Origin of the sequence: Amycolatopsis sp. CFH S0740 (genome assembly GCF_004522315.1) — a bacterium.
Lineage (GTDB): Bacteria > Actinomycetota > Actinomycetes > Mycobacteriales > Pseudonocardiaceae > Amycolatopsis > Amycolatopsis nivea.
Genome location: NZ_SDLS01000031.1, coordinates 15,041 through 32,525, shown reverse-complemented (window position 1 = coordinate 32,525; position 17,485 = coordinate 15,041). Strand labels below are relative to the sequence as shown.

Here is a 17,485-nt window from a genome sequence, read left to right as displayed (position 1 = left end):
CGGTGGATCGACCGCGAAGCGGAGAGGGGTGGCACGCCGACGTGGGTGCGGAACAAGTTCTCAAATCAGCGCTGGGCGACGTCGGCTGGCAAGCAACGCGGAAACTCGCGACCATCCCGCCCACCGCGGGCGTCCCCGACCCGAAGCCGCTGTCCCTGCCCGGCCGCGGCCAAACCGTCGTGGTCGACGTCGGCCCCCGGCACGCACCTGCGGTGCTCCTGCTGCACTCGGTCGCCTGCACCGGGCTGCTCACCTGGTATCCCGTGCTGAAACGGCTGTCGGCGAACCACCGGGTGGTGGTATTCGATCAGCGCTGGCACGGCCAGGGCATCCGCTCGCACGACTTCAGCCTCGAGGACTGCGCGGACGACGTGGTCGCGGTCGCGGACGCGCTGGGCATCGACGAGTTCATGGTCGCGGGCTACTCGATGGGCGGCATGGTGGGCCAGCTGACCGCCCACCGCTATCCCGACCGCGTCACCGGCCTGGTCCTGTGCTCGACGGCGAGCAACTTCCGCCGCGGCGTCCGGCAACGCGTGGCGCTCGACCTGTTCGGCCGCACCCTGCATTTGCTGCGCGACCAGGCCCGCATCGGCCTGGTCCCCGGCGAACCCCGCCGTGAACGCCTCGCCCGGCTGGAGGACCACCGGTGGGCGCTGGAGGAATTCCGCTCGACGAGCCCGTGGGCGATCGCGGTCGCGCTGGACGAGATCGGCCGCTTCGACTCGACGCCGTGGCTGCACACCCTGACCCTGCCGACGGCCGTCGTGGTGACCTCGCGCGACGGGTTCATCGCGCCCGCGCATCAGCGGAGCCTGGCGCGGCGGATCCCGGGGGCGGCGACGTACGAGATCCCGGCGGGGCATACCGCGTGCGTGTTCGCGGCGGACCAGTTCGTGGCGGCGCTGATGGCGGCGTGCACCTCGGTGCAGGCGGCGATCGGCGGACAGGAGCGGGCGGCGGAGATCGCGGACTCGGCCTAGGCTCTGTCGCCAGCTACCAGGAGGGATTGCCGGGCGGGCGGCGATCTCGCACCAGGCCGGCACAGATCAGGCGCTGCCCGAACCTTCAGGAGTTCCCTCGCCTGCGACGACGGAGCACCCGTCGCGCCAGGGTCTTGCTGCCGTTGAAGAAGTCGTTGAACCGGTCCAGCCTCCACACGACTCGGAGAACGAACGGCTGCAGCAGCAGCGACATCGACGGCGAATACTTCGCGGCGTCCGACCAGATGCCGGCGAGGTCGTCCGGCATCTCGCCGTCGACGATGTAGTCGGCGAGCTGGTGGGCCACGTACGGCACCTGACAGAGGCCGTGGCCGTTGCAGGCCATCGAGTAGAAGACGTTGTCGCCCACCTGCCCGGCGACCGCCAGCCAGTCCGGGCTGATGCCGATCCACCCGCCCCAGGCCCGCTCGATGGCCACGTCGGACAGCGACGGGAACCGATTCGCCAGATCCTTCCCCATGTCCTGCACGACAATGGGGTCCGGGACCCGGTTCGGGAGCGGAAAGGTCGGGCCGCGCTGCGCTTGGCGCACCCCGCAGACAATGGTGTTGCGCTCGGTGAGCCGGTAGTGGGTCATCAGCTGGTGCTGGGTGATGATGCCGGACCGGCTGGTCCAGCCCAGCTCGGCGAGCCGCTCCGGCGCGATGGGTTCCGACTCGGCCTCGATGACGTACAGCGGGGTCGCGAGGTTCTTGGGCGTGATGTCCCACTCGCCGCCGTAGACGCTGGTCGCGAGCACCACCTTGTCGGCCCGCACGGTGCCGTGCGGTGTGGTGATCTCGACGACGCGGCCGGTCCGCCGGACGTCGCTCACCCGCGACTGCTCGAAGACCCTGGCCGAGGAGGCGAGCAGCGCGCGGCGGACCCCGCGGGCGAGCTTGCCCGGGTTCAGCATCCCGCCGATGGATTCCCGCATCCCGCCCACGAAGCCGGCGGGGAGGCCGAGTTCCTCCCGGCTGCCGACGGTCCCCTGCCCGCCGAAGGCGCGCAGGACCGCCGCCTGAGTGCGCACCCGGAGCATCATGAGGGGCGAGACCGCACCCCAGACCAGGCCGTTCGGCACGTAGTCGCAGTCGATGGCGTGCGTCTTGATGAGGTCTTCCACGTAGTGGCCCGCGTGCTCGGCCAGCTTGACCATGACCGGCATCTTCTTCGGGGACTGGACGCTGAGCATCCGCAGGTCACCGCCCGGAGCACCGGCGATCTGACCGCCGTTGCGCGAGGCCGAGCCGTAGCCGCAGAACTCGGCCTCCAGCAGGACCACGTCCTGGTCGCGCTCCGCGAGGCGCAGCGCGGCCGCCATGCCGCCCATGCCACCGCCGATGACCGCGATGTCGCAGGTGAGATCACCGTCCAGCGCGGGCCGCACGTCGTCCGGCCGGTCGATCCAGCCGCTGAAGTTGCTGTATTTCGTGCCGTCGGTCCTCATGCTGTCCCGATTTCCTTCTGGAGGGGCCTGTGCCGCTTCGTGCTCCGGGCCAAGGCGTGGGCGGTTGCCTCGTGCCTCATTGTCGGCAGCCACGGCGGCGACGAGAACGACACTGCGCACCGGCTTCCGCTAGGCGCAGTGCACTGTGCACTCATCGCCTACCCGCGGAACTTCCACCTGGTTCCGGTCAGGACCCTGCGGTCTCAGGTGTCCACAGTGGACTTCGAGCGACGGCGGACAGCATCGGCATTCCGCGCGTCCTCGATCAGACCGGCGCGGCCTTGCTCAGCTCGTCCATCGCCTCCGGCAACGCGTCCGCCAGCGGCCACAGGTCCTTCACCAATTCCTTGGCCCCCAACAACCCGACGCCCACCTTGCCGTCGTTCGACAGCACCGTGATGTTGAGCCCCGCCCCGTGGAACACCGGCCCCAGCGGATACAGGCCGGTGATCCGCGCGCCCAGCAAATACAGCGGCATCGGCGGCCCGGGCACATTCGAGATGATCAGGTTGTGCACCACCGGGTGCCGTTCGGCCAGCCGCAGCGCCGAATACGCGCGCACGCCCAGCCCGAACACCGTCGCCGGGGAGAACTGGGCCCAGTCGGCGAGCATGTCGGCGTCGATGTCGTAATGGTGGTCCTTCGCCCGCCGGTTCGCCTCGGCCAGGAAGAACACCCGCGCCGCCGGGTCGGGCAAATGCGTGGGCAGCGAAGCGAAAAAGGCCGAAACCCGGTTGCTGCCGCGATCGCGTTCCGTGCGTTCGTGCACCGACACCGGAACCGTCGCCACCAGCGGGTCGCCCGGCAGTTCGCCGCGGCCGAGCAGGAATTGCCGCAGGGCACCGGAAACCAGCGCCAGCACCACGTCGTTCACGGTGACGCCGAAAGCGTCCTTCACCTGCTTCACCGCGTCGAGGTCGAACTGCGCGAAGGCGACCGAACGGTGGCCGGTGATGGTGCCGTTCAGCGAGGTCCGCGGCGCGGTGAAGGGCACCGGCATTCCCTTGCCGCGCACAGTTTTCATCGCCCACTTCGGCACCAGGCCCAGCAGCTCGGGCAGCAGCCGGGCGATCTCGAACGGTCGGTGCAGCAGCGAATCGGCGCTCTCGCGCAGCAGCCGCAACCGGGTGGGGAGACCGTCGTTCTCGCGCTCGTCGTCGGGCAGCTCCGGCAGCGGCGCGTCGGGTTCGAGACCGGCGAGGTAGCCGATCAGGCTGGCCCCGCCGACGCCGTCGACGCTCGCGTGGTGCATTTTCAGCAGCACCGCCAGCCGCCCGTCCGACAGGCCCTCGATCACGTAGCACTGCCACAGCGGATGCGCGCGGTCGAGCCGCTGCCCGGCGATGTGCGCGCACATCTCGGCGAGCTCGCGGTCGTCGCCCGGCGCGGGCAGGCCGATGCGGTGCACGTGGTTGTCGAGGTCGAAATCCTCGTCCTCGACCCACACCGGATGGTTCAGGTTCCAGAGCGGATTGTGGAGTTTGCGGCGGAACGCCGGGATCACCGCGACGCGTTCGGCGAGGCGGCGCTTGAACTCGGGGAACGCGTAGCCGCCGGGCATGGTCGAACCGTCGAGGGTGAGCAGGCCGCAGACGTGCAGGACCTGCGAGGGCGTCTCCAGGTAGAGGAAGCTCGCGTCCAGCCCGCTCAGTCGCTGCATGTCTTCCAGCGTAAGGCAGAACCCTGGCGACGGCGCTCGGCGGAGGTAGCATCGGGCAGGTGAAACCGGACTTCGTGACCCGCCGGGCGGCGCAGCTCGGTCTCGCCGCACTCGCCCTGCGGCCGCCGAAACCGCGGCCGACCTCGATCCCGGTGTTCTTCGCCGGCTGGCTCACCGGCGAACTCGCGCCGCACCTGCTCGCGCTCACCGCGGCCGACACCGTGCAGCACGTCGCGCGCCACGGGGTCCGCCGCCCGAGCGACCGGATCGGGCTGGCGCTGGCCGGGCTGTCCGCGGCCGGTTTCGCGTCGCTCATCGGGACCTCGCTGAAGGCGCGCCTCGAAGTCGAGGCCGCGCTCGTCGAAGCGCTCGGCGAGGACTACCGGGACAGCCTGGAGAACCCCTCGGACTTCTCGACGCCGTGGGGACGCTTGCTGATGCCGTTCCGGATGCACGAGCCGGACGTCGTGCGCGACCGGAACGTCGCGTACGCCCCCGGCGGCAAACGGTTCCTGCTGGACGTCTACCGTCCGCGCGAAACCGTCCGCGACGCCCCGGTGCTGCTGCAGATCCACGGCGGCGCGTGGACGATCGGCAACAAGGAACAGCAGGGCCTGCCGCTGATGCGCCACCTCGCCCGACGCGGCTGGGTCTGCGTCGCGATCAACTACCCGCTCTCCCCCGCGTCGCGCTGGCCGGCGCACATCGTGGCGGCCAAGCAAGCGCTCGCCTGGATCCGCGAACACATCGCCGAGTACGGCGGCGACCCGCGCTTCGTCGCGGTGACCGGCGGTTCGGCGGGCGGGCACCTGGCCGCACTGCTCGCGCTGACCCAGAACGACCCGGCGCTGCAGCCCGGGTTCGAGGAGGCGGACACGAGCGTGCAGGCCTGCGTGCCGCACTACGGCGTGTACGACATCGCCGCGTCGACCGGCGAGGAGGAAAGCCGGTACCGCCTGGAAAGCCTGATGGCGCGCAGGGTGTTCGCGCCGGAGCACCGGCTGGACGACTACCTCGCCGCGTCCCCGATGGACCGGATCGCCGAGGACGCACCGCCGTTCTTCGTGATCCACGGCAAGCACGATTCACTCGTCCCGGTCGCGGAGGCGCGGGAGTTCGTCGCCCGGCTGCGCGCTAAATCCGCCCATCCGGTGGCGTACGCGGAACTCGCGGGGGCACAGCACGCGTTCGACGTGTTCCCGTCAATCCGCAGCGCCCACGTGGTGCGCGGGGTCGAACACTTCCTCGACTGGACCCACGCTCAGGCGTTGACCCCGGTCAACGAGAAAAACTCCTGACGCGACCGGGCGTCCTCACGCAGCGTGCCCATCAAAGTGGACGTCACCGTGGACGAGCCGGTCGCCTGCACGCCGCGCAGGGTCATGCAGGTGTGTTCGGCCTCGATCACCACACCGACGCCCTTCGGGGACAGCTGGTCGCCGAGCCAGCCCGCGATCTGCTTCGTCAGGCGTTCCTGCACCTGCGGCCGGCACGCGAAATGCTCGACGACCCGCGCCAGCTTCGACAGTCCCAGGATCCGCTCGCCCGGCAGGTACCCGACGTGCGCGACCCCGATGAACGGCAGCAGGTGGTGTTCGCAGACCGACCGGACCGGGATGTCGCGGGCCAGCACCAGTTCGTCGTAGCCCTCGTCGTTGGGGAACGTGGTGAGGTCGAACGCGCGCGGCGTGAACAGCTCGGCGTACGCGCGGGCCATCCGGCCGGGGGTGCCGCGCAGGCTCTCCGAGTCGAGGCTGATGCCGAGCGCGCGCAGGAAGTCCCCCGCCGCGTTTTCGGCCGCGGCCAGGTCGAAGCCGGGGACGGGCTCGTGGACGACGCGGAGGGCGGTTCCGGACGACTGCATGGGCGATCCTCGGGCTTCAGGCGGCGACAGGACAGGGTTTCGCCGATAAATCTTTGTCTTATTGCCCGGCGGAGTCAATGTGACCAGGTGAACAAGCCAGGTGGAGGGTTCCGGGAACCTCGCTGGGCGTTATCGTGGGTGTGTGACGAGTGACCTGGCGACCATCCGCGCGGTAGCGGCGCTGGACGAGGACCTGCGCCGGGGGATGTACGCCTTCATCCGCGACGCCGGCCGCCCGGTGACGCGCGAGGAGGCGGCCGCGGCGGTCGGCATCTCGCGCAAGCTGGCCGCGTTCCACCTGGACAAACTCGTGACGGCCGGCCTCCTGCGCGCCCGCTACGAGACCGTCGGCGGCGTCCGCAAGGTGGGCCGCGCCCCGAAGGTCTACGAACCCGCCGCGACCGACTTCGCGATCTCCATCCCGCCCCGGCAGCCGGACGTCCTGGCCGCGATCCTGGTGGACGCGGTCGCGTCGGCGGCCCCCGGCGAACCGGCCAGGGACGCCGCCCTGCGCGAGGCCGGACGGCACGGCGCCGCCGCCGGAGCCGCCGAACGCGAACGCTCCCGCCCAGGTCGGCTGGGCACGGAACGCGGACTGACCCTGACGAGCACGGTTTTGGCCCGGCATGGTTTCGAGCCGAACCGCGAGACGCCGGTGTGCCTGCGCCTGCGCAACTGCCCGTTCCAGCCGCTGGCCGGCCGCGCACCGGACCTGGTGTGCGGGATGACGGACCGGTTCTTGAGCGGCGTCGTGGAAGGACTCCAGGTCCCCGGGGTGACGACAGCCCGGGTCGCGCCGCGCGACGGCGGGTGTTGCGTGGAGCTTCGGGGGACCGAGTCAGCCGGTAGCTGACCTGGCCTGCGCGCGGTTCGGATCGAGCTCCCGGCTGAATCTCCGCGCAGGGGCGCCAGCGAGGTCGCCAAGCGGCGCGCGAATCGTCTCCGGGCTGGTTCTGCTGCGGAGAATCAGCCTTGTTCCGTGGCACCGCGCGGTCAGCACTCAGCAGTACGCAGTGCCCGACGCGAAACTAGCCGCCCGGCGACACCGCGCGCAGCACCCTTTCCACGTGGGCGGCGGGCCAGTCCTCCGTGAACGGCCGGGTGCGCAGGAGCCAGCGGTGGAAAACCGGGCCCAGCAGCAGTTCCGCGCCGTCTTCCGGGCATGCGACTTCGGCGCGGGCCAGGCGGTCGGCGATCGCGCGCAGTTGCGGGCCCAGCAGGCGGTCCAGGACTTCGGCGCCGATGGCCGGATCGGTTTGCAGTTCGGCGGTCACCGCGCGGAGCAGGCGGTCGGTCGCCGGATCAGTCAGTTCGGCGATCATGCCGCGGACCAGGGTTTCCAGATCCGCTCGAAGATCGCCGGTGTTCGGGATGGCGACTTCGCCGGAAGCGTCGAGGCTTTGCTCCAGCAGCGCGTCAAGCAGCACCGCGGCGGGCGAGGACCATGTGCGGTACAGCGTTTGCTTCCCGGCACCGGCGCGGGCCGCGATGCCCTCCATGGTCAGGCCGCCGAAACCGGATTCGGCGGCGAGGGAGAGCACCGCGGCGTGCACTCGGGCTCGGGTGCTGGCGCGTGCCATCTCAGATCTCCGCGTCGGAGAAACGCTTGTCCTGACGGTAATCCGTCAGCCGTCCGGACAGTGCTGCCGCGACCATTCCGGGGGCATCGGCACCGGTCAGGACGCGCAGGCGCTGGTCGGCGGGGTCGTTGACGTGCTGCAGGATCTCCGCGGCGATCTCGGCGGGCGGAGTGCCGCCGCCGGTGCCGGCGGTCGCCCACGGGACGGTCGTCGTGCCGAACATCCGCTCGCGCAACCCGTCGTACGCCGGGTTCGGGGCGGTGAACCGCATGCTGCCGGTCGCCCATTCGGTGTCCATCCCGCCCGGTTCGACAATGCTCACGCGCACGCCGAACTCCGCGACCTCCTGCGCGATCGCCTCGCTCATCCCCTCCAGGCCCCATTTGCTCGCGTTGTACAGCCCGAATCCCGGCACCGAACCGGCACCGCCGACCGAAGAGATCTGCACGACGTGCCCCGATTTCTGCTCGCGCAACACCGGCAGCGCGGCTTGGGTCAGCCACAACGCGCCCAGCAGGTTCGTCTCCAGAATGTTCCGCGCTTCCTCCTCGCTTACCTCCTCAGCCATGCCGACCAGTCCGTACCCGGCGTTGTTCACCACGACGTCCAGCCGGCCGAACTCGGCCACGGCCCGCTGCACGGTTTCCCGCGCGGCGGCCCGGTCCCGTACGTCGAGCACGTGCTCCACGACGTTCCGGTGTTCCGGCGCGCTGCCCGGCGTGCGGACGGTCGCCAGCACTCGGTCGCCCGCCTCCGCCGCGGCCAAAGCCAGCGCCTGCCCCAGGCCGCGGCTCGCCCCGGTGATCACCCATGTTCTCGTCATGCCGCCGACGCTAGCACGAAACGAGACGTACCGTCTCGTTTTACTCTCCGTAAGCGATTCAGCTCTCCGCGGGGTAAGCGAGATCGACCGGCTGCTCGGCCGGAGGTCCGTCCGGCCACCACTGCCCCGCGACGCGCACGAATCGGTACCACCGGCTGTCCCGTCCGTATCGCAGCTGCACTGGCCCGGCCGTCACCCGGTTGCGCCACACCTTCACCTCCCCCGCCAACTCCGCGAGTTCCGCCCGAGCCGCCGCCAACGGTCCGGGGCCGGGGCTCCACACGTCCCGCAGTGCCGCGAGCCCGCTGCGGCCCGCTTCTCGCCATGCCTGTGCCGACACGATCAGCTCCGACGGCGCGACCTCGGCGGCAGCGGCCAGCCCGAACACGTCCGCGCCCGGCCGGGCGGCTCGACGCGCCAGGTCCTCGGCGAAAGTCAAGTCCGCCAAGGCATCCCGGGCATGCAGCAGGTCTAGCGCGAGCGACGCGGCGTCGGCGGCCAGGGCGGCGAGGCCGGCGGACGTCAGGCCGGAGCGCGCGGGCGGGTCGAGGTCGAGCACGGCGGGCGGACCGGGTTCGCCGGGAATCGCGGGCAACGGCGGCAGCGGCGCGATCCGCCGTGCGTACGCCTTTTTCGGCGTCAGCCCGACCTCCGGCGCGCGAGCCGGGCGAGCGGCACTGGGGGTCCGCAATTCGCGCAGTTGAGCCAAAACCTCGTCCCGGCCCCGGCCGCGCAGGGTGAACAGCACGAACGGATCGGCGTCCACCTCGTCGGCGACCAGGTAGTACACCGCCGCCACGTGTTTGCACGGATTCGCGCTGTCCGGACAGGAACAGCGCGGCCGCAGATCGCCTGGTCCGGGCAGCAGGTCGGCCCCGGCCTCCCGCGACTGGACGGCCAGTTCCTCGGGCAGTTCGCCGTCGAGCAGGGCCGCGGCGTGCCCGAGGCGGCGACCGGCGACGTCGAGCAGCTTGTCCCATTCCGACGCGCTGAACTCGCGCATCCGGATCGCGACCCGGTACGGATCCGGGCGGCTTCCCCGCACCCACGCGGTGATCTCGCCCGCGCTGATCGCCAGCTGGTCCACGACGCCCTTACGCGCGTACGTCCGCCCGCGCGGCAGCCGGTTCGGATCGAGTTTGGCGCGCTGCTCCAGCGCCTCCACCCACGCCCGGCCCCACCACCGGTGGCCGAACGTCCGCCGCGGCGGCATCAGCCGCTCCCGAGCCGGACCAGGTCGGCGAGCTGGTCGTCGGACAGTTCGGTGATCCAGTCCTCCCCCGCCCCGACGACCGCGTCGGCCAGCCCGCGCTTGGTTTCCAGCACCGCGGCGACGCGTTCCTCCAGCGTGCCCTCGGCGATCAGCCGGTGCACCTGCACCGGCCGGTCCTGCCCGATCCGGTACGCGCGGTCGGTGGCCTGGTCCTCCACCGCCGGGTTCCACCAGCGGTCGTAGTGGATCACGTGCGTGGCCTGGGTGAGGTTGAGCCCGACGCCGCCCGCCTTGAGCGACAACAGGAACACCGGCACCTCGCCGGACTGGAACGCGGCCACCATCTCGTCGCGCTGCTTCGGCCCGACCTCGCCGGACAGCAGCGCGGTGGGCAGCCCGCGTTCGGCGAGCCGCCGCTCCAGCAACCGGCACAGCCGCACGTACTGGCTGAACACCAGCACGCTCTCGCCCTCGTCGAGGATGACGTCCAGCAGTTCCTCGAACGCGGCGAGCTTGCCCGACCGTCCGCTCAGCGCGCCGCTGCTTTCCTTGAGGTAGTGCGCCGGGTGGTTGCAGATCTGCTTGAGTTCGGTGAGCAGCTTCAGCACCTGGCCGCGCCGCTGAACCCCTTGTGCTTCCCGGATCTGCGCGAGGTTCTCCCGCACCACCGCCTCGTACAGCGTGGTCTGCTCGGCGGTGAGCGGGACGTACCGGTCGGTCTCGGTTTTCCGCGGCAGTTCCGGCGCGATGTCCGGGTCGGTTTTGCGGCGGCGCAACAGAAACGGACGGACCGTCGCGGCGAGCCTTCCGGTGACCGTCTCGTCCCGGTCCCGTTCGATCGGCCGCGCCACGGTGCGGCGGAACTTCTCCAGCGGACCGAGCAGCCCCGGCGTGGTCCAGTCGAGCAGCGACCACAGTTCGGTGAGCCGGTTCTCCACCGGCGTGCCGGTGAGCGCGACGCGGGCCGCCGCCGGTACCTGCCGCAGTTCTTTCGCCGTGGCGGACAACGGATTCTTGACGTGTTGCGCCTCGTCCGCGGCGACCATGCCCCAGTCCACTTCGGACAGCAGCTCCCGGTCGCGGCGCAGCACCCCGTACGTGGCGAGCACGACCTCGTCCGGGGCCAGGTCGTCGAGATGCCGTCCGCCGCCGTGGAAGCGGCGCACCGGCACGTCCGGCGCGAACTTGCCGAACTCGCGTTCCCAGTTGCCCAGCAACGACGTCGGGCACAGCACGAGCGTGGGGCCCGCTGCCTGCGCGCGGCGGTGCAGGTGCAGGGCGATGAGCTGGATTGTCTTGCCCAGCCCCATATCGTCGGCGAGGCAGGCGCCGAGGCCGAGTTCGGTCATCGCGATGAGCCAGCCGAGCCCAGCCCGTTGATACGGCCGCAGGGTGGCGGTGAGCCCAGCTGGTTCCTCGACCGGCGCGGGTTCCCTCTCCCGCAACCGCTCGGCGAGCCCGGACAGTGCTGGTTGCGGGGCGAACTCGACTCGTTCGCCGTCGACCTCCAGCTCGCCAGTGAGCGCGGCGGCCAACGCTTCCGCACCGGTGAGCCTCGAGCGCCGGGCCCGCATCCGGGCCAGCAAGGCGGGATCGAGCTTCACCCACTGCCCGCGCAACCGGACCAGCGGACGTTTGGCTTCGGCGAGCGCCGCGACCTCCTCGTCGGTGAGCTCGCTGCCGCCGAGACTGAGCCGCCAGCGGAACTCCAGCAGGCCGTTGAGCGGGAACGCGGGACCGGATTCGCTCGCCGGAGCCTGCGTGACGCTCGCCTTCGCCCGTACTTCTCCGGCGAAAAGATCCTTGGGCCACAGGACTTCGATGCCCGCGCCGCCCAGGTCACGCGCGCCGGTGCCGAGCAGGTCGACTACCTCGTCGTCCGTGAGCGGGAGCGTGGTGGGTGCGGGTTCGGACAGGATCCGGCCCAGCGGCGGCCAGGCTCGGGCGCCTCGCCTCAGGCCCAGCAGGAGCTGCGTTTCGACCTGGTCGCCCAGCCGGTGCAGGACCGCTTCGGGCGCGTCCCAGAGGGTGGCCGCTTCGACGACCAGGCTCGGTTCCAGGGTCGAGCGGACGGCGAGGACTCCGGCGAATTCCTCGTCGGTCGCTTCGATCCGCAGCAATAGTTGTGCGCCGTCTGGGCTGCGGGCTTCCAGTTCGGTGAGCCAGGCCGCGCCGTCTGGGTCCAGCAGGGTGGGCTGTGATTCCGCGAATGCTGCGCCGCCGGAGCCGATCGTTGCGGCCGGGCTCCGCACGAGGACGTCCGCTGCCGCGTCCCATACCGCGCGGACCAGGGATTCCGGTGAGTGCAGGCGGATTCGTTTCACGCCGGATAGGGGGAGGGCGTGTGCTTCGGGCGGCAATGCGGCGGCTAGTCCGCGGAGGAGTTCTTCGTCGGATGCGTCGAGGGGGCCTACTCGCCAGGTGCCCAGGCCGCTCGGGGTGGACGCTGGACGCAGGCGGCCGCGCGCTACCAGGTTCACTCCGGCGTTGACTACTGCTGACCAGGCTGACAGCGCGGGGCTGGTTTCGTCCGGTACTACGAGGAGGCGGGGGATCGCTTTCTCCAGTGGGACGAGTCTCGCCATGACCTCGGTGCGGGAGAATTTTCCGCCGCCGGGCAGGACTAGCTGGATCGGGGTGTCTCCCTCGATCTCGTCGCCCCACAGCGCCAGGACTCCCTCTCGCGGGGGATCCGAGGGGAGGTAGGTGGCTTGGGTGGTCTGGTCGAACTCCACTCCAGCACCGTAACGTTCGGGTCTGACAGTTTTGCTCGTCGCCTGGCGGCGACATCGCTTGTGGTTGCGCGGGGCACCCCGAAGCTTGATTGTGCTGACGGTCTGAGGGTGCTTGTCAAGGCGGGAAAGATGCCTTGACAAGCACCCTCAGACCGCAGGAGAGCTTCGTATCGGGGTGCGGGGGTGGTGTGGGTGCACCGACAGTTGAGTGCATCGGCGGCGGTTTGCTTGAGGTGGGGGCTTGCGCCCCAATGTGGCATTGGGTGCATGTGACGCACCCAAAGTGGCATTGGGTGCGTGGGATGCACCCAATGTGGCGTTCGGTGCGTGGGATGCACCCAATGTGGCGTTCGGTGCGTGGGACGCACCCAATGTGGCGTTCGGTGCGTGGGACGCACCCAATGTGGCGTTCGGTGCGAGGGATGCACCCAATGCCGCATTGGGGCGGCATCCCGAGCGGGCGCGAGGCGCGAGGTGCGCGGGCGCGAAGCGAGTGGGCGCGGGGCAAGCGGGCGTGGCGCGGGCGGCGCGAGCGGGCCGTGAAGGGCTCCTTGAGGGAATCCAAGTCCGTGAAGGGGTCCCTCACGGCCGTCGCGGGGCGTCGCGGGCTAGCCGAGGGTCGTGAGGGGAACCCTCACGGAATCAGATTCCCTCAGGGTGGCCCTCACGCCCGCGGCTATTTGTCCAGCAGCAGGTGGACGGAGAGCTCCAGGCGGCTGGCCACATCGGCGGCGGAGGCGCGGCGGGTCACCCAGGCGACCAGGTTCGCCATCCACACATCGGCGACTACGTGGAAGATGTCGCGGTCCGCTTCGGTGGGGTCGTCGATGCCCATCGCGCTCGCGAACATGTCTTCCATCAGCCTGCCGACCAGTTCGACCTCGGCGGCCGCGGAGGTGTCGGCGAACATGAACGCGCGCACCATCGCCTCGGTGAGGTGCGGATCGCGCTGCATCAGGCGGGTGTTGCGGCCCAGGACGAACATCAGGCGTTCGGCGGGGGTTTCGCCGGGGATCGCGCTTCGTTGAATCTTCTCGTGCGCGGCCTCGAACTGCTGAGCCAACCCTGACACGAGCAGGTGAATCTTCGACGGGAAGTACCGGTAGAGCGTGCCCAGCGCGACGTCCGCCTTCTCGGCGACCGCGCGCATTTGCACCGCGTCGTAGCCGCCCTTCGAGGCCAGCGAGAGCGTCGCGTCGATGATGCGGCGGCGGCGGTCCCGCTGGGCCGCGGAGCCCAGTTCCTCGCCCATCGCGCCGAGGCCGTTCGCCCGCGTTTTCGCCGCCGGCGTCTTCGCCTTCCCCGGCATCGCAATCCCCTCTGTCGTCACGCAAGCCGTCTTGCGGAACTCGTTCCAGTTTCCGGCTAAGCGTACCTGCCCTGGAGAAAGGTTCAACTCTCGACCGCCTGGCGGAAAAACTGTAACACGTTCTACACTCGCCAGTAGCTCTGTACCCCGCGAGGAGGAGACCGATGCCGGTCGCGCTCACCGAGGAACAAACCGCGCTCGCCGCCGCTGTGCGGGATTGGGCGGCGGCACACGATCCGGTCGCCGCTGTGCGCGCGGCCGAAACCACGGGGGCCAGTCTCCCGGACGGGTTCGCCGCGCTCGGCATTACCGGCGTTGCGTTGCCAGCGTCGGTGAACGGTGCGGACGGGACAGTCGCGGATCTCGCGGCCGGGCTCGCGGCCGCGGCGGAGGCGCTGGTGCCGGGGCCGCTGCTGAGCACCGCGCTGGCGGGGCTGCTGCTCGCGGAGCATTCGAAGGAACTCGCCGCCGAGATCGCCGAGGGGACCGCGCAGGTCGCGGTGCAGTTGGAAGAGTCGGCGACCGTACCGGGTGCGGACGCTAAGTCGTGGTTGCTCGTGCCGCGCGGTGATCGGTACGTCTTGAGTCCGCCCGGAACAGCGGTGGAACCGTTGGCGCCCTTCGACTTTTCCCGGTCGCTGGGGCGGGCAAGGGCCGACGTGCCGGGCGAGGTGCTGGACCTGCCGGACGTCCGCGATCTCGCGGCGACGCTCGCGGTCGCGGAAGCGGCGGGCGTGGCGCGCTGGTGCCTGACGACGGCCGTCGAGTACGCCAAGGTCCGGGAGCAGTTCGGCCAGGTGATCGGCGCTTTCCAGGCGGTGAAACACCTCTGCGCGGAGATGTTGTGCCGCACCGAAGCGGCCGAGGCGCTGGCATGGGACGCGGCTTCGTCGGTCGGCGACCCGCTGGCCGTCGCGAGCGCTGCGGCGGTGGCGTTGGACGCTGCCGTCGAGAACGCGAAGGACTGCATCCAGGTGCTCGGCGGGATCGGGTTCACCTGGGAGCACGAGGCGCACCTGTACCTGCGGCGCGCGTTGGCGTTGCGGCAGTGGCTCGGCGGTTCCCGGAAGTGGCGCCAGCGGGCCGCGGACCTGGCGTTGGCCGGGAAGCGGCGGACGCTCGGGGTGAACGTCGGCGAGGATGCCGAGGTGACCCGGCTGGTCGCGGAAATCGCTGCCCTGCCGGAAGAAAACCGCCGCACCGCGCTCGCGGACTCGGGGTTGCTGGCCCCGCACTGGCCCCAGCCGTACGGCATGGGTGCGGACGCGGCGACGCAGCTGCGGATCGACGCCGCCTTGACCGCGGCGGACATCCGGCGGCCGGACATGGTGATCGGCGGCTGGGCAGTGCCGACGATTCTCGCGCACGGCACCGACGACCAGCGCGAACGCTTCGCCAAGCCGACGCTCCGCGGCGAAGTGACCTGGTGTCAGCTATTCAGTGAACCGGGCGCAGGCTCGGATCTCGCGTCGTTGCGCACCGTGGCGCGCCGGACCGACGGCGGCTGGCTGCTGACCGGGCAGAAGGTGTGGACGTCGCTGGCTCACGAAGCGGATTGGGCGATCTGCCTCGCTCGCACCGACCCGGATGTGCCGAAGCACAAGGGAATCACGTACTTCCTCGTCAACATGCGCGCCGACGGCATCACCACGCGGCCGCTGCGCGAGATCACCGGGCGGAGCGTGTTCAACGAGGTTTTCCTGGACGACGTCTTCGTTCCGGACGCCGATGTCGTCGGCGAACCCGGCGCGGGCTGGAAGCTCGCGCGCACGACGCTGGCGAACGAACGCGTCGCGCTGGGCCGCGGATCCGCAGTGGGTGAGAACGTGGAAGCACTGCTGGAATCCGCGCCCGAGGACGTGGATCGCGACCGGCTCGGCGCGTTGATCGGACAAGGCAGCGCATGCTCCGTGCTCGACTTGCGGGCGACGCTGCGGCGGCTGGACGGGCTCGGGCCGGGGGCGGAATCGTCGGTGGCGAAGCTGCTCGGGGTGCGGCATCGGCAGGAAACAGCCGAGTTCGCCCTCGAACTCGCGCCGGAGCTGGTCGCGGAAACCCCAGCGGCGCAAGAGTTTCTGCTCACCCGTTGCCTCTCCATCGCGGGCGGCACCACGCAGGTCCTGCTCTCCGCCGCCGCGGAACGCGTGCTCGGGCTCCCCCGCTGAACGTCCGTGAAGGACTCCTCGAGGCGATCGAGGAGTCCTTCACGGCACGTCACTCGGCGCGGAAAGCAGCGGCGAGTCGGGCGTATTCGTCCAGCAGCGCCAGCGTTTCCGCCTCCGGCAGCGTCGGCAGCATGATCCCGTAGTGGTCCAGCCCGGCGTCGGCGTACTGCTTGATCGCGTCCGCGTCGGCCGGTCCGCCGAAGAGCTGCGACGGCATGTCCCCGCGGCCCGCTTCGGTGAGCTGCTGCCGCACGCGGCGCACGTCGTCCGGCGACACCGCGGGGTTCGGGATCCAGCCGTCGCCGTGCTCGATCAGCCGCTTCAGCGCCGCGTCGCTCGCGCCGCCGACCAGGATCGGCGGATGCGGCGTCCGCACCGGCTTCGGCCACGCGAAGATCGGGTCGAAGTCGATGTGCTTGCCGTGGAACTCCGCCTGCTCCTGGGTCCAGATCGCCTTCAACGCGGCGATCTGCTCGTTCAGCAGCGCGCCCCGGGTCTTCGGGTCGGTGCCGTGGTTGGCCATTTCCTCGCGGTTCCACCCGGCTCCGACGCCGAAGGCGAACCGTCCGCGCGACACCAGGTCGAGCGACGCCACCTCCTTCGCGGTGTGGATGACGTCGCGCTGGATCAGCAGCACGACGCCGGTGCCCAGCACCAGCTCCGAAGTGTTCACCGCGGCCGCGGTCAGCGCCACGAACGGGTCGAGCGTGCGGTAGTAGATGCGCGGCAGCTCGCCCCCGCTGGGGTACGGCGTTTCGCGGCTCACCGGGATGTGCGAGTGCTCCGCGAGGAAGAGCGACGCGAACCCGCGCTCCTCCGCCGCCTCGCCCAGCACGTCGGGCCGGATGCCTTCGTCGGTCACGAACGTCGAGATCCCGAAATCCATGCCTCCTTCTACTCCGCGGATCGGGCAGGTATTCCCACGGGCTGTTGACAGATCACCGGTCCGGTCCGCTAGCGTTAAATCATCACCCGTTGAATAGGGAGGCTCCGGATGGACGTGACGGACGTCGACTTCGAGGAGATGTACCAAGGCAAGACCCCGATCGGGGAGAAGATCCCGTGGGACATCGCCGGCCCGCAGCCCGCGGTGGTCGCGCTCGAAGCGGACGGCGGATTCCGCGGCGAAGTGCTCGACATCGGTTGCGGCCTGGGCGAAAACGCGCTGTACCTCGCGTCTCGCGGACACCGCGTCACGGGTCTCGACGGCGCGCCGACCGCGCTCGCACGGGCCCGCGAAACCGCCGCGAAGCGCGGCCTGGAGGTCACCTTCGACCAGGCCGACGCAACCCGGCTCGACGGGTACGAAGGCCGCTTCGACGCGGTCCTCGACAGTGCGCTTTACCACTGTCTCGACGAAGACCAGCGGCACGCGTACGTGGCGGCGCTCGGGCGCGCGACCAAGCCCGGCGCGCGGCTGAACATCTTCTGCTTCTCCGACTCAGTGCCGGCGAACTTCCCGGTGCCGTACCGGATTACCGAGCAGAATCTGCGCGAAACGGTCGGCGACGGCTGGACGATCAGCGCGCTCGAACCAGCCGTCTACACCACCGCGATGAGCCGCGAGGGCCTCATCGCCGCGGTCGCCGCCGTTTCGGAGGACGAAAAGCCGGACCCGACCGCGCTCGACGCGTTGGACGTCGACGAGCAGGGCCGGGTCCTCGTCCCGATGTGGCGGCTGGCGGCCGACCGGGCGTGACGGG

Annotated in this window: 14 protein-coding genes; 5 read left to right on the top strand and 9 right to left on the bottom strand. The window is 70.5% G+C overall.

Translation table 11 applies throughout. The annotated features are described in order from the left end of the window. Window positions 1-41: 41 nt before the first annotated feature. Window positions 42-983: an alpha/beta fold hydrolase gene (locus EIZ45_RS36695; RefSeq protein WP_051171806.1), complete on the top strand. Its 942-nt coding sequence runs from the start codon at window positions 42-44 to the stop codon at window positions 981-983. A gap of 85 nt (window positions 984-1,068) precedes the next feature. On the opposite strand, the gene EIZ45_RS36690 is transcribed toward EIZ45_RS36695, so the two are convergent. Continuing rightward, window positions 1,069-2,433 (bottom strand): FAD-binding oxidoreductase, encoded by a 1,365-nt coding sequence (locus EIZ45_RS36690; protein WP_134668212.1) that lies wholly within the window; start codon window positions 2,431-2,433, stop codon window positions 1,069-1,071. A gap of 265 nt (window positions 2,434-2,698) precedes the next feature. After that, window positions 2,699-4,093, bottom strand: a complete 1,395-nt coding sequence (locus EIZ45_RS36685) for a wax ester/triacylglycerol synthase family O-acyltransferase (RefSeq protein ID WP_134668213.1) — start codon at window positions 4,091-4,093, stop codon at window positions 2,699-2,701. 59 nt (window positions 4,094-4,152) lie between these two features. On the opposite strand from EIZ45_RS36685, the gene EIZ45_RS36680 reads away from it, so the two are divergent. Further along, window positions 4,153-5,391, top strand: coding sequence for an alpha/beta hydrolase (locus EIZ45_RS36680; protein WP_134668214.1), 1,239 nt, complete (start codon window positions 4,153-4,155; stop codon window positions 5,389-5,391). Here the strand turns inward: EIZ45_RS36680 and folE are convergent. Beyond that, window positions 5,355-5,957 carry a GTP cyclohydrolase I FolE gene (gene folE, locus EIZ45_RS36675; protein WP_037809932.1) on the bottom strand — a complete coding sequence of 201 codons (603 nt, stop codon included), beginning with the start codon at window positions 5,955-5,957 and terminating at the stop codon, window positions 5,355-5,357. The two genes, EIZ45_RS36680 and folE, sit on opposite strands and share 37 nt — an antisense overlap. A gap of 142 nt (window positions 5,958-6,099) precedes the next feature. Here folE and EIZ45_RS36670 point away from each other — a divergent pair, with 142 nt between their 5' ends. After that, complete coding sequence (locus EIZ45_RS36670; RefSeq protein ID WP_134668215.1) at window positions 6,100-6,810, top strand: metalloregulator ArsR/SmtB family transcription factor; 711 nt, start codon at window positions 6,100-6,102, stop codon at window positions 6,808-6,810. A 175-nt stretch (window positions 6,811-6,985) separates the two neighbouring features. Here EIZ45_RS36670 and EIZ45_RS36665 read toward each other — a convergent pair whose 3' ends face one another. The 5 genes from EIZ45_RS36665 to kstR form a co-directional block, all read right to left on the bottom strand. Then, window positions 6,986-7,537: a TetR/AcrR family transcriptional regulator gene (locus EIZ45_RS36665; RefSeq protein WP_134668216.1), complete on the bottom strand. Its 552-nt coding sequence runs from the start codon at window positions 7,535-7,537 to the stop codon at window positions 6,986-6,988. 1 nt (window position 7,538) lies between these two features. Next, window positions 7,539-8,360: an SDR family NAD(P)-dependent oxidoreductase gene (locus tag EIZ45_RS36660; RefSeq protein ID WP_037809927.1), complete on the bottom strand. Its 822-nt coding sequence runs from the start codon at window positions 8,358-8,360 to the stop codon at window positions 7,539-7,541. A gap of 58 nt (window positions 8,361-8,418) precedes the next feature. Then, the gene (locus EIZ45_RS36655; protein ID WP_134668217.1) at window positions 8,419-9,573 is read right to left on the bottom strand and encodes an SWIM zinc finger family protein; all 1,155 of its coding nucleotides are present in this window, start codon (window positions 9,571-9,573) and stop codon (window positions 8,419-8,421) included. After that, entirely contained in the window at window positions 9,573-12,308 is a 2,736-nt protein-coding gene (locus EIZ45_RS36650; protein ID WP_134668218.1) for a DEAD/DEAH box helicase, read from the bottom strand. The genes EIZ45_RS36655 and EIZ45_RS36650 overlap by 1 nt, the downstream gene beginning before the upstream one ends. A 676-nt stretch (window positions 12,309-12,984) precedes the next feature. Next, window positions 12,985-13,617: a cholesterol catabolism transcriptional regulator KstR gene (gene kstR / locus EIZ45_RS36640; RefSeq protein WP_037809922.1), complete on the bottom strand. Its 633-nt coding sequence runs from the start codon at window positions 13,615-13,617 to the stop codon at window positions 12,985-12,987. Window positions 13,618-13,781: 164 nt separating this feature from the next. Between kstR and EIZ45_RS36635 the strand changes: the two genes are divergently transcribed. Next, complete coding sequence (locus tag EIZ45_RS36635) at window positions 13,782-15,782, top strand: acyl-CoA dehydrogenase (protein ID WP_134668220.1); 2,001 nt, start codon at window positions 13,782-13,784, stop codon at window positions 15,780-15,782. A gap of 49 nt (window positions 15,783-15,831) precedes the next feature. On the opposite strand, the gene EIZ45_RS36630 is transcribed toward EIZ45_RS36635, so the two are convergent. Continuing rightward, window positions 15,832-16,668 (bottom strand): LLM class F420-dependent oxidoreductase, encoded by an 837-nt coding sequence (locus tag EIZ45_RS36630; RefSeq protein ID WP_134668221.1) that lies wholly within the window; start codon window positions 16,666-16,668, stop codon window positions 15,832-15,834. 108 nt (window positions 16,669-16,776) lie between these two features. Here EIZ45_RS36630 and EIZ45_RS36625 point away from each other — a divergent pair, with 108 nt between their 5' ends. Beyond that, window positions 16,777-17,481, top strand: a complete 705-nt coding sequence (locus tag EIZ45_RS36625; RefSeq protein WP_134668222.1) for a class I SAM-dependent methyltransferase — start codon at window positions 16,777-16,779, stop codon at window positions 17,479-17,481. The last annotated feature ends 4 nt before the right edge of the window (window positions 17,482-17,485 follow it).

What these genes read in the sequence shown, in the direction of transcription:
- EIZ45_RS36690 (WP_134668212.1), bottom strand. Translation starts at nt 2,433, where the DNA reads ATGAGGACCGACGGCACGAAATACAGCAACTTCAGCGGCTGGATCGAC.
- EIZ45_RS36685 (WP_134668213.1), bottom strand. Translation starts at nt 4,093, where the DNA reads ATGCAGCGACTGAGCGGGCTGGACGCGAGCTTCCTCTACCTGGAGACG.
- folE (WP_037809932.1), bottom strand. Translation starts at nt 5,957, where the DNA reads ATGCAGTCGTCCGGAACCGCCCTCCGCGTCGTCCACGAGCCCGTCCCC.
- EIZ45_RS36665 (WP_134668216.1), bottom strand. Translation starts at nt 7,537, where the DNA reads ATGGCACGCGCCAGCACCCGAGCCCGAGTGCACGCCGCGGTGCTCTCC.
- EIZ45_RS36660 (WP_037809927.1), bottom strand. Translation starts at nt 8,360, where the DNA reads ATGACGAGAACATGGGTGATCACCGGGGCGAGCCGCGGCCTGGGGCAG.
- EIZ45_RS36655 (WP_134668217.1), bottom strand. Translation starts at nt 9,573, where the DNA reads ATGCCGCCGCGGCGGACGTTCGGCCACCGGTGGTGGGGCCGGGCGTGG.
- kstR (WP_037809922.1), bottom strand. Translation starts at nt 13,617, where the DNA reads ATGCCGGGGAAGGCGAAGACGCCGGCGGCGAAAACGCGGGCGAACGGC.
- EIZ45_RS36635 (WP_134668220.1), top strand. Translation starts at nt 13,782, where the DNA reads ATGCCGGTCGCGCTCACCGAGGAACAAACCGCGCTCGCCGCCGCTGTG.
- EIZ45_RS36630 (WP_134668221.1), bottom strand. Translation starts at nt 16,668, where the DNA reads ATGGATTTCGGGATCTCGACGTTCGTGACCGACGAAGGCATCCGGCCC.
- EIZ45_RS36625 (WP_134668222.1), top strand. Translation starts at nt 16,777, where the DNA reads ATGGACGTGACGGACGTCGACTTCGAGGAGATGTACCAAGGCAAGACC.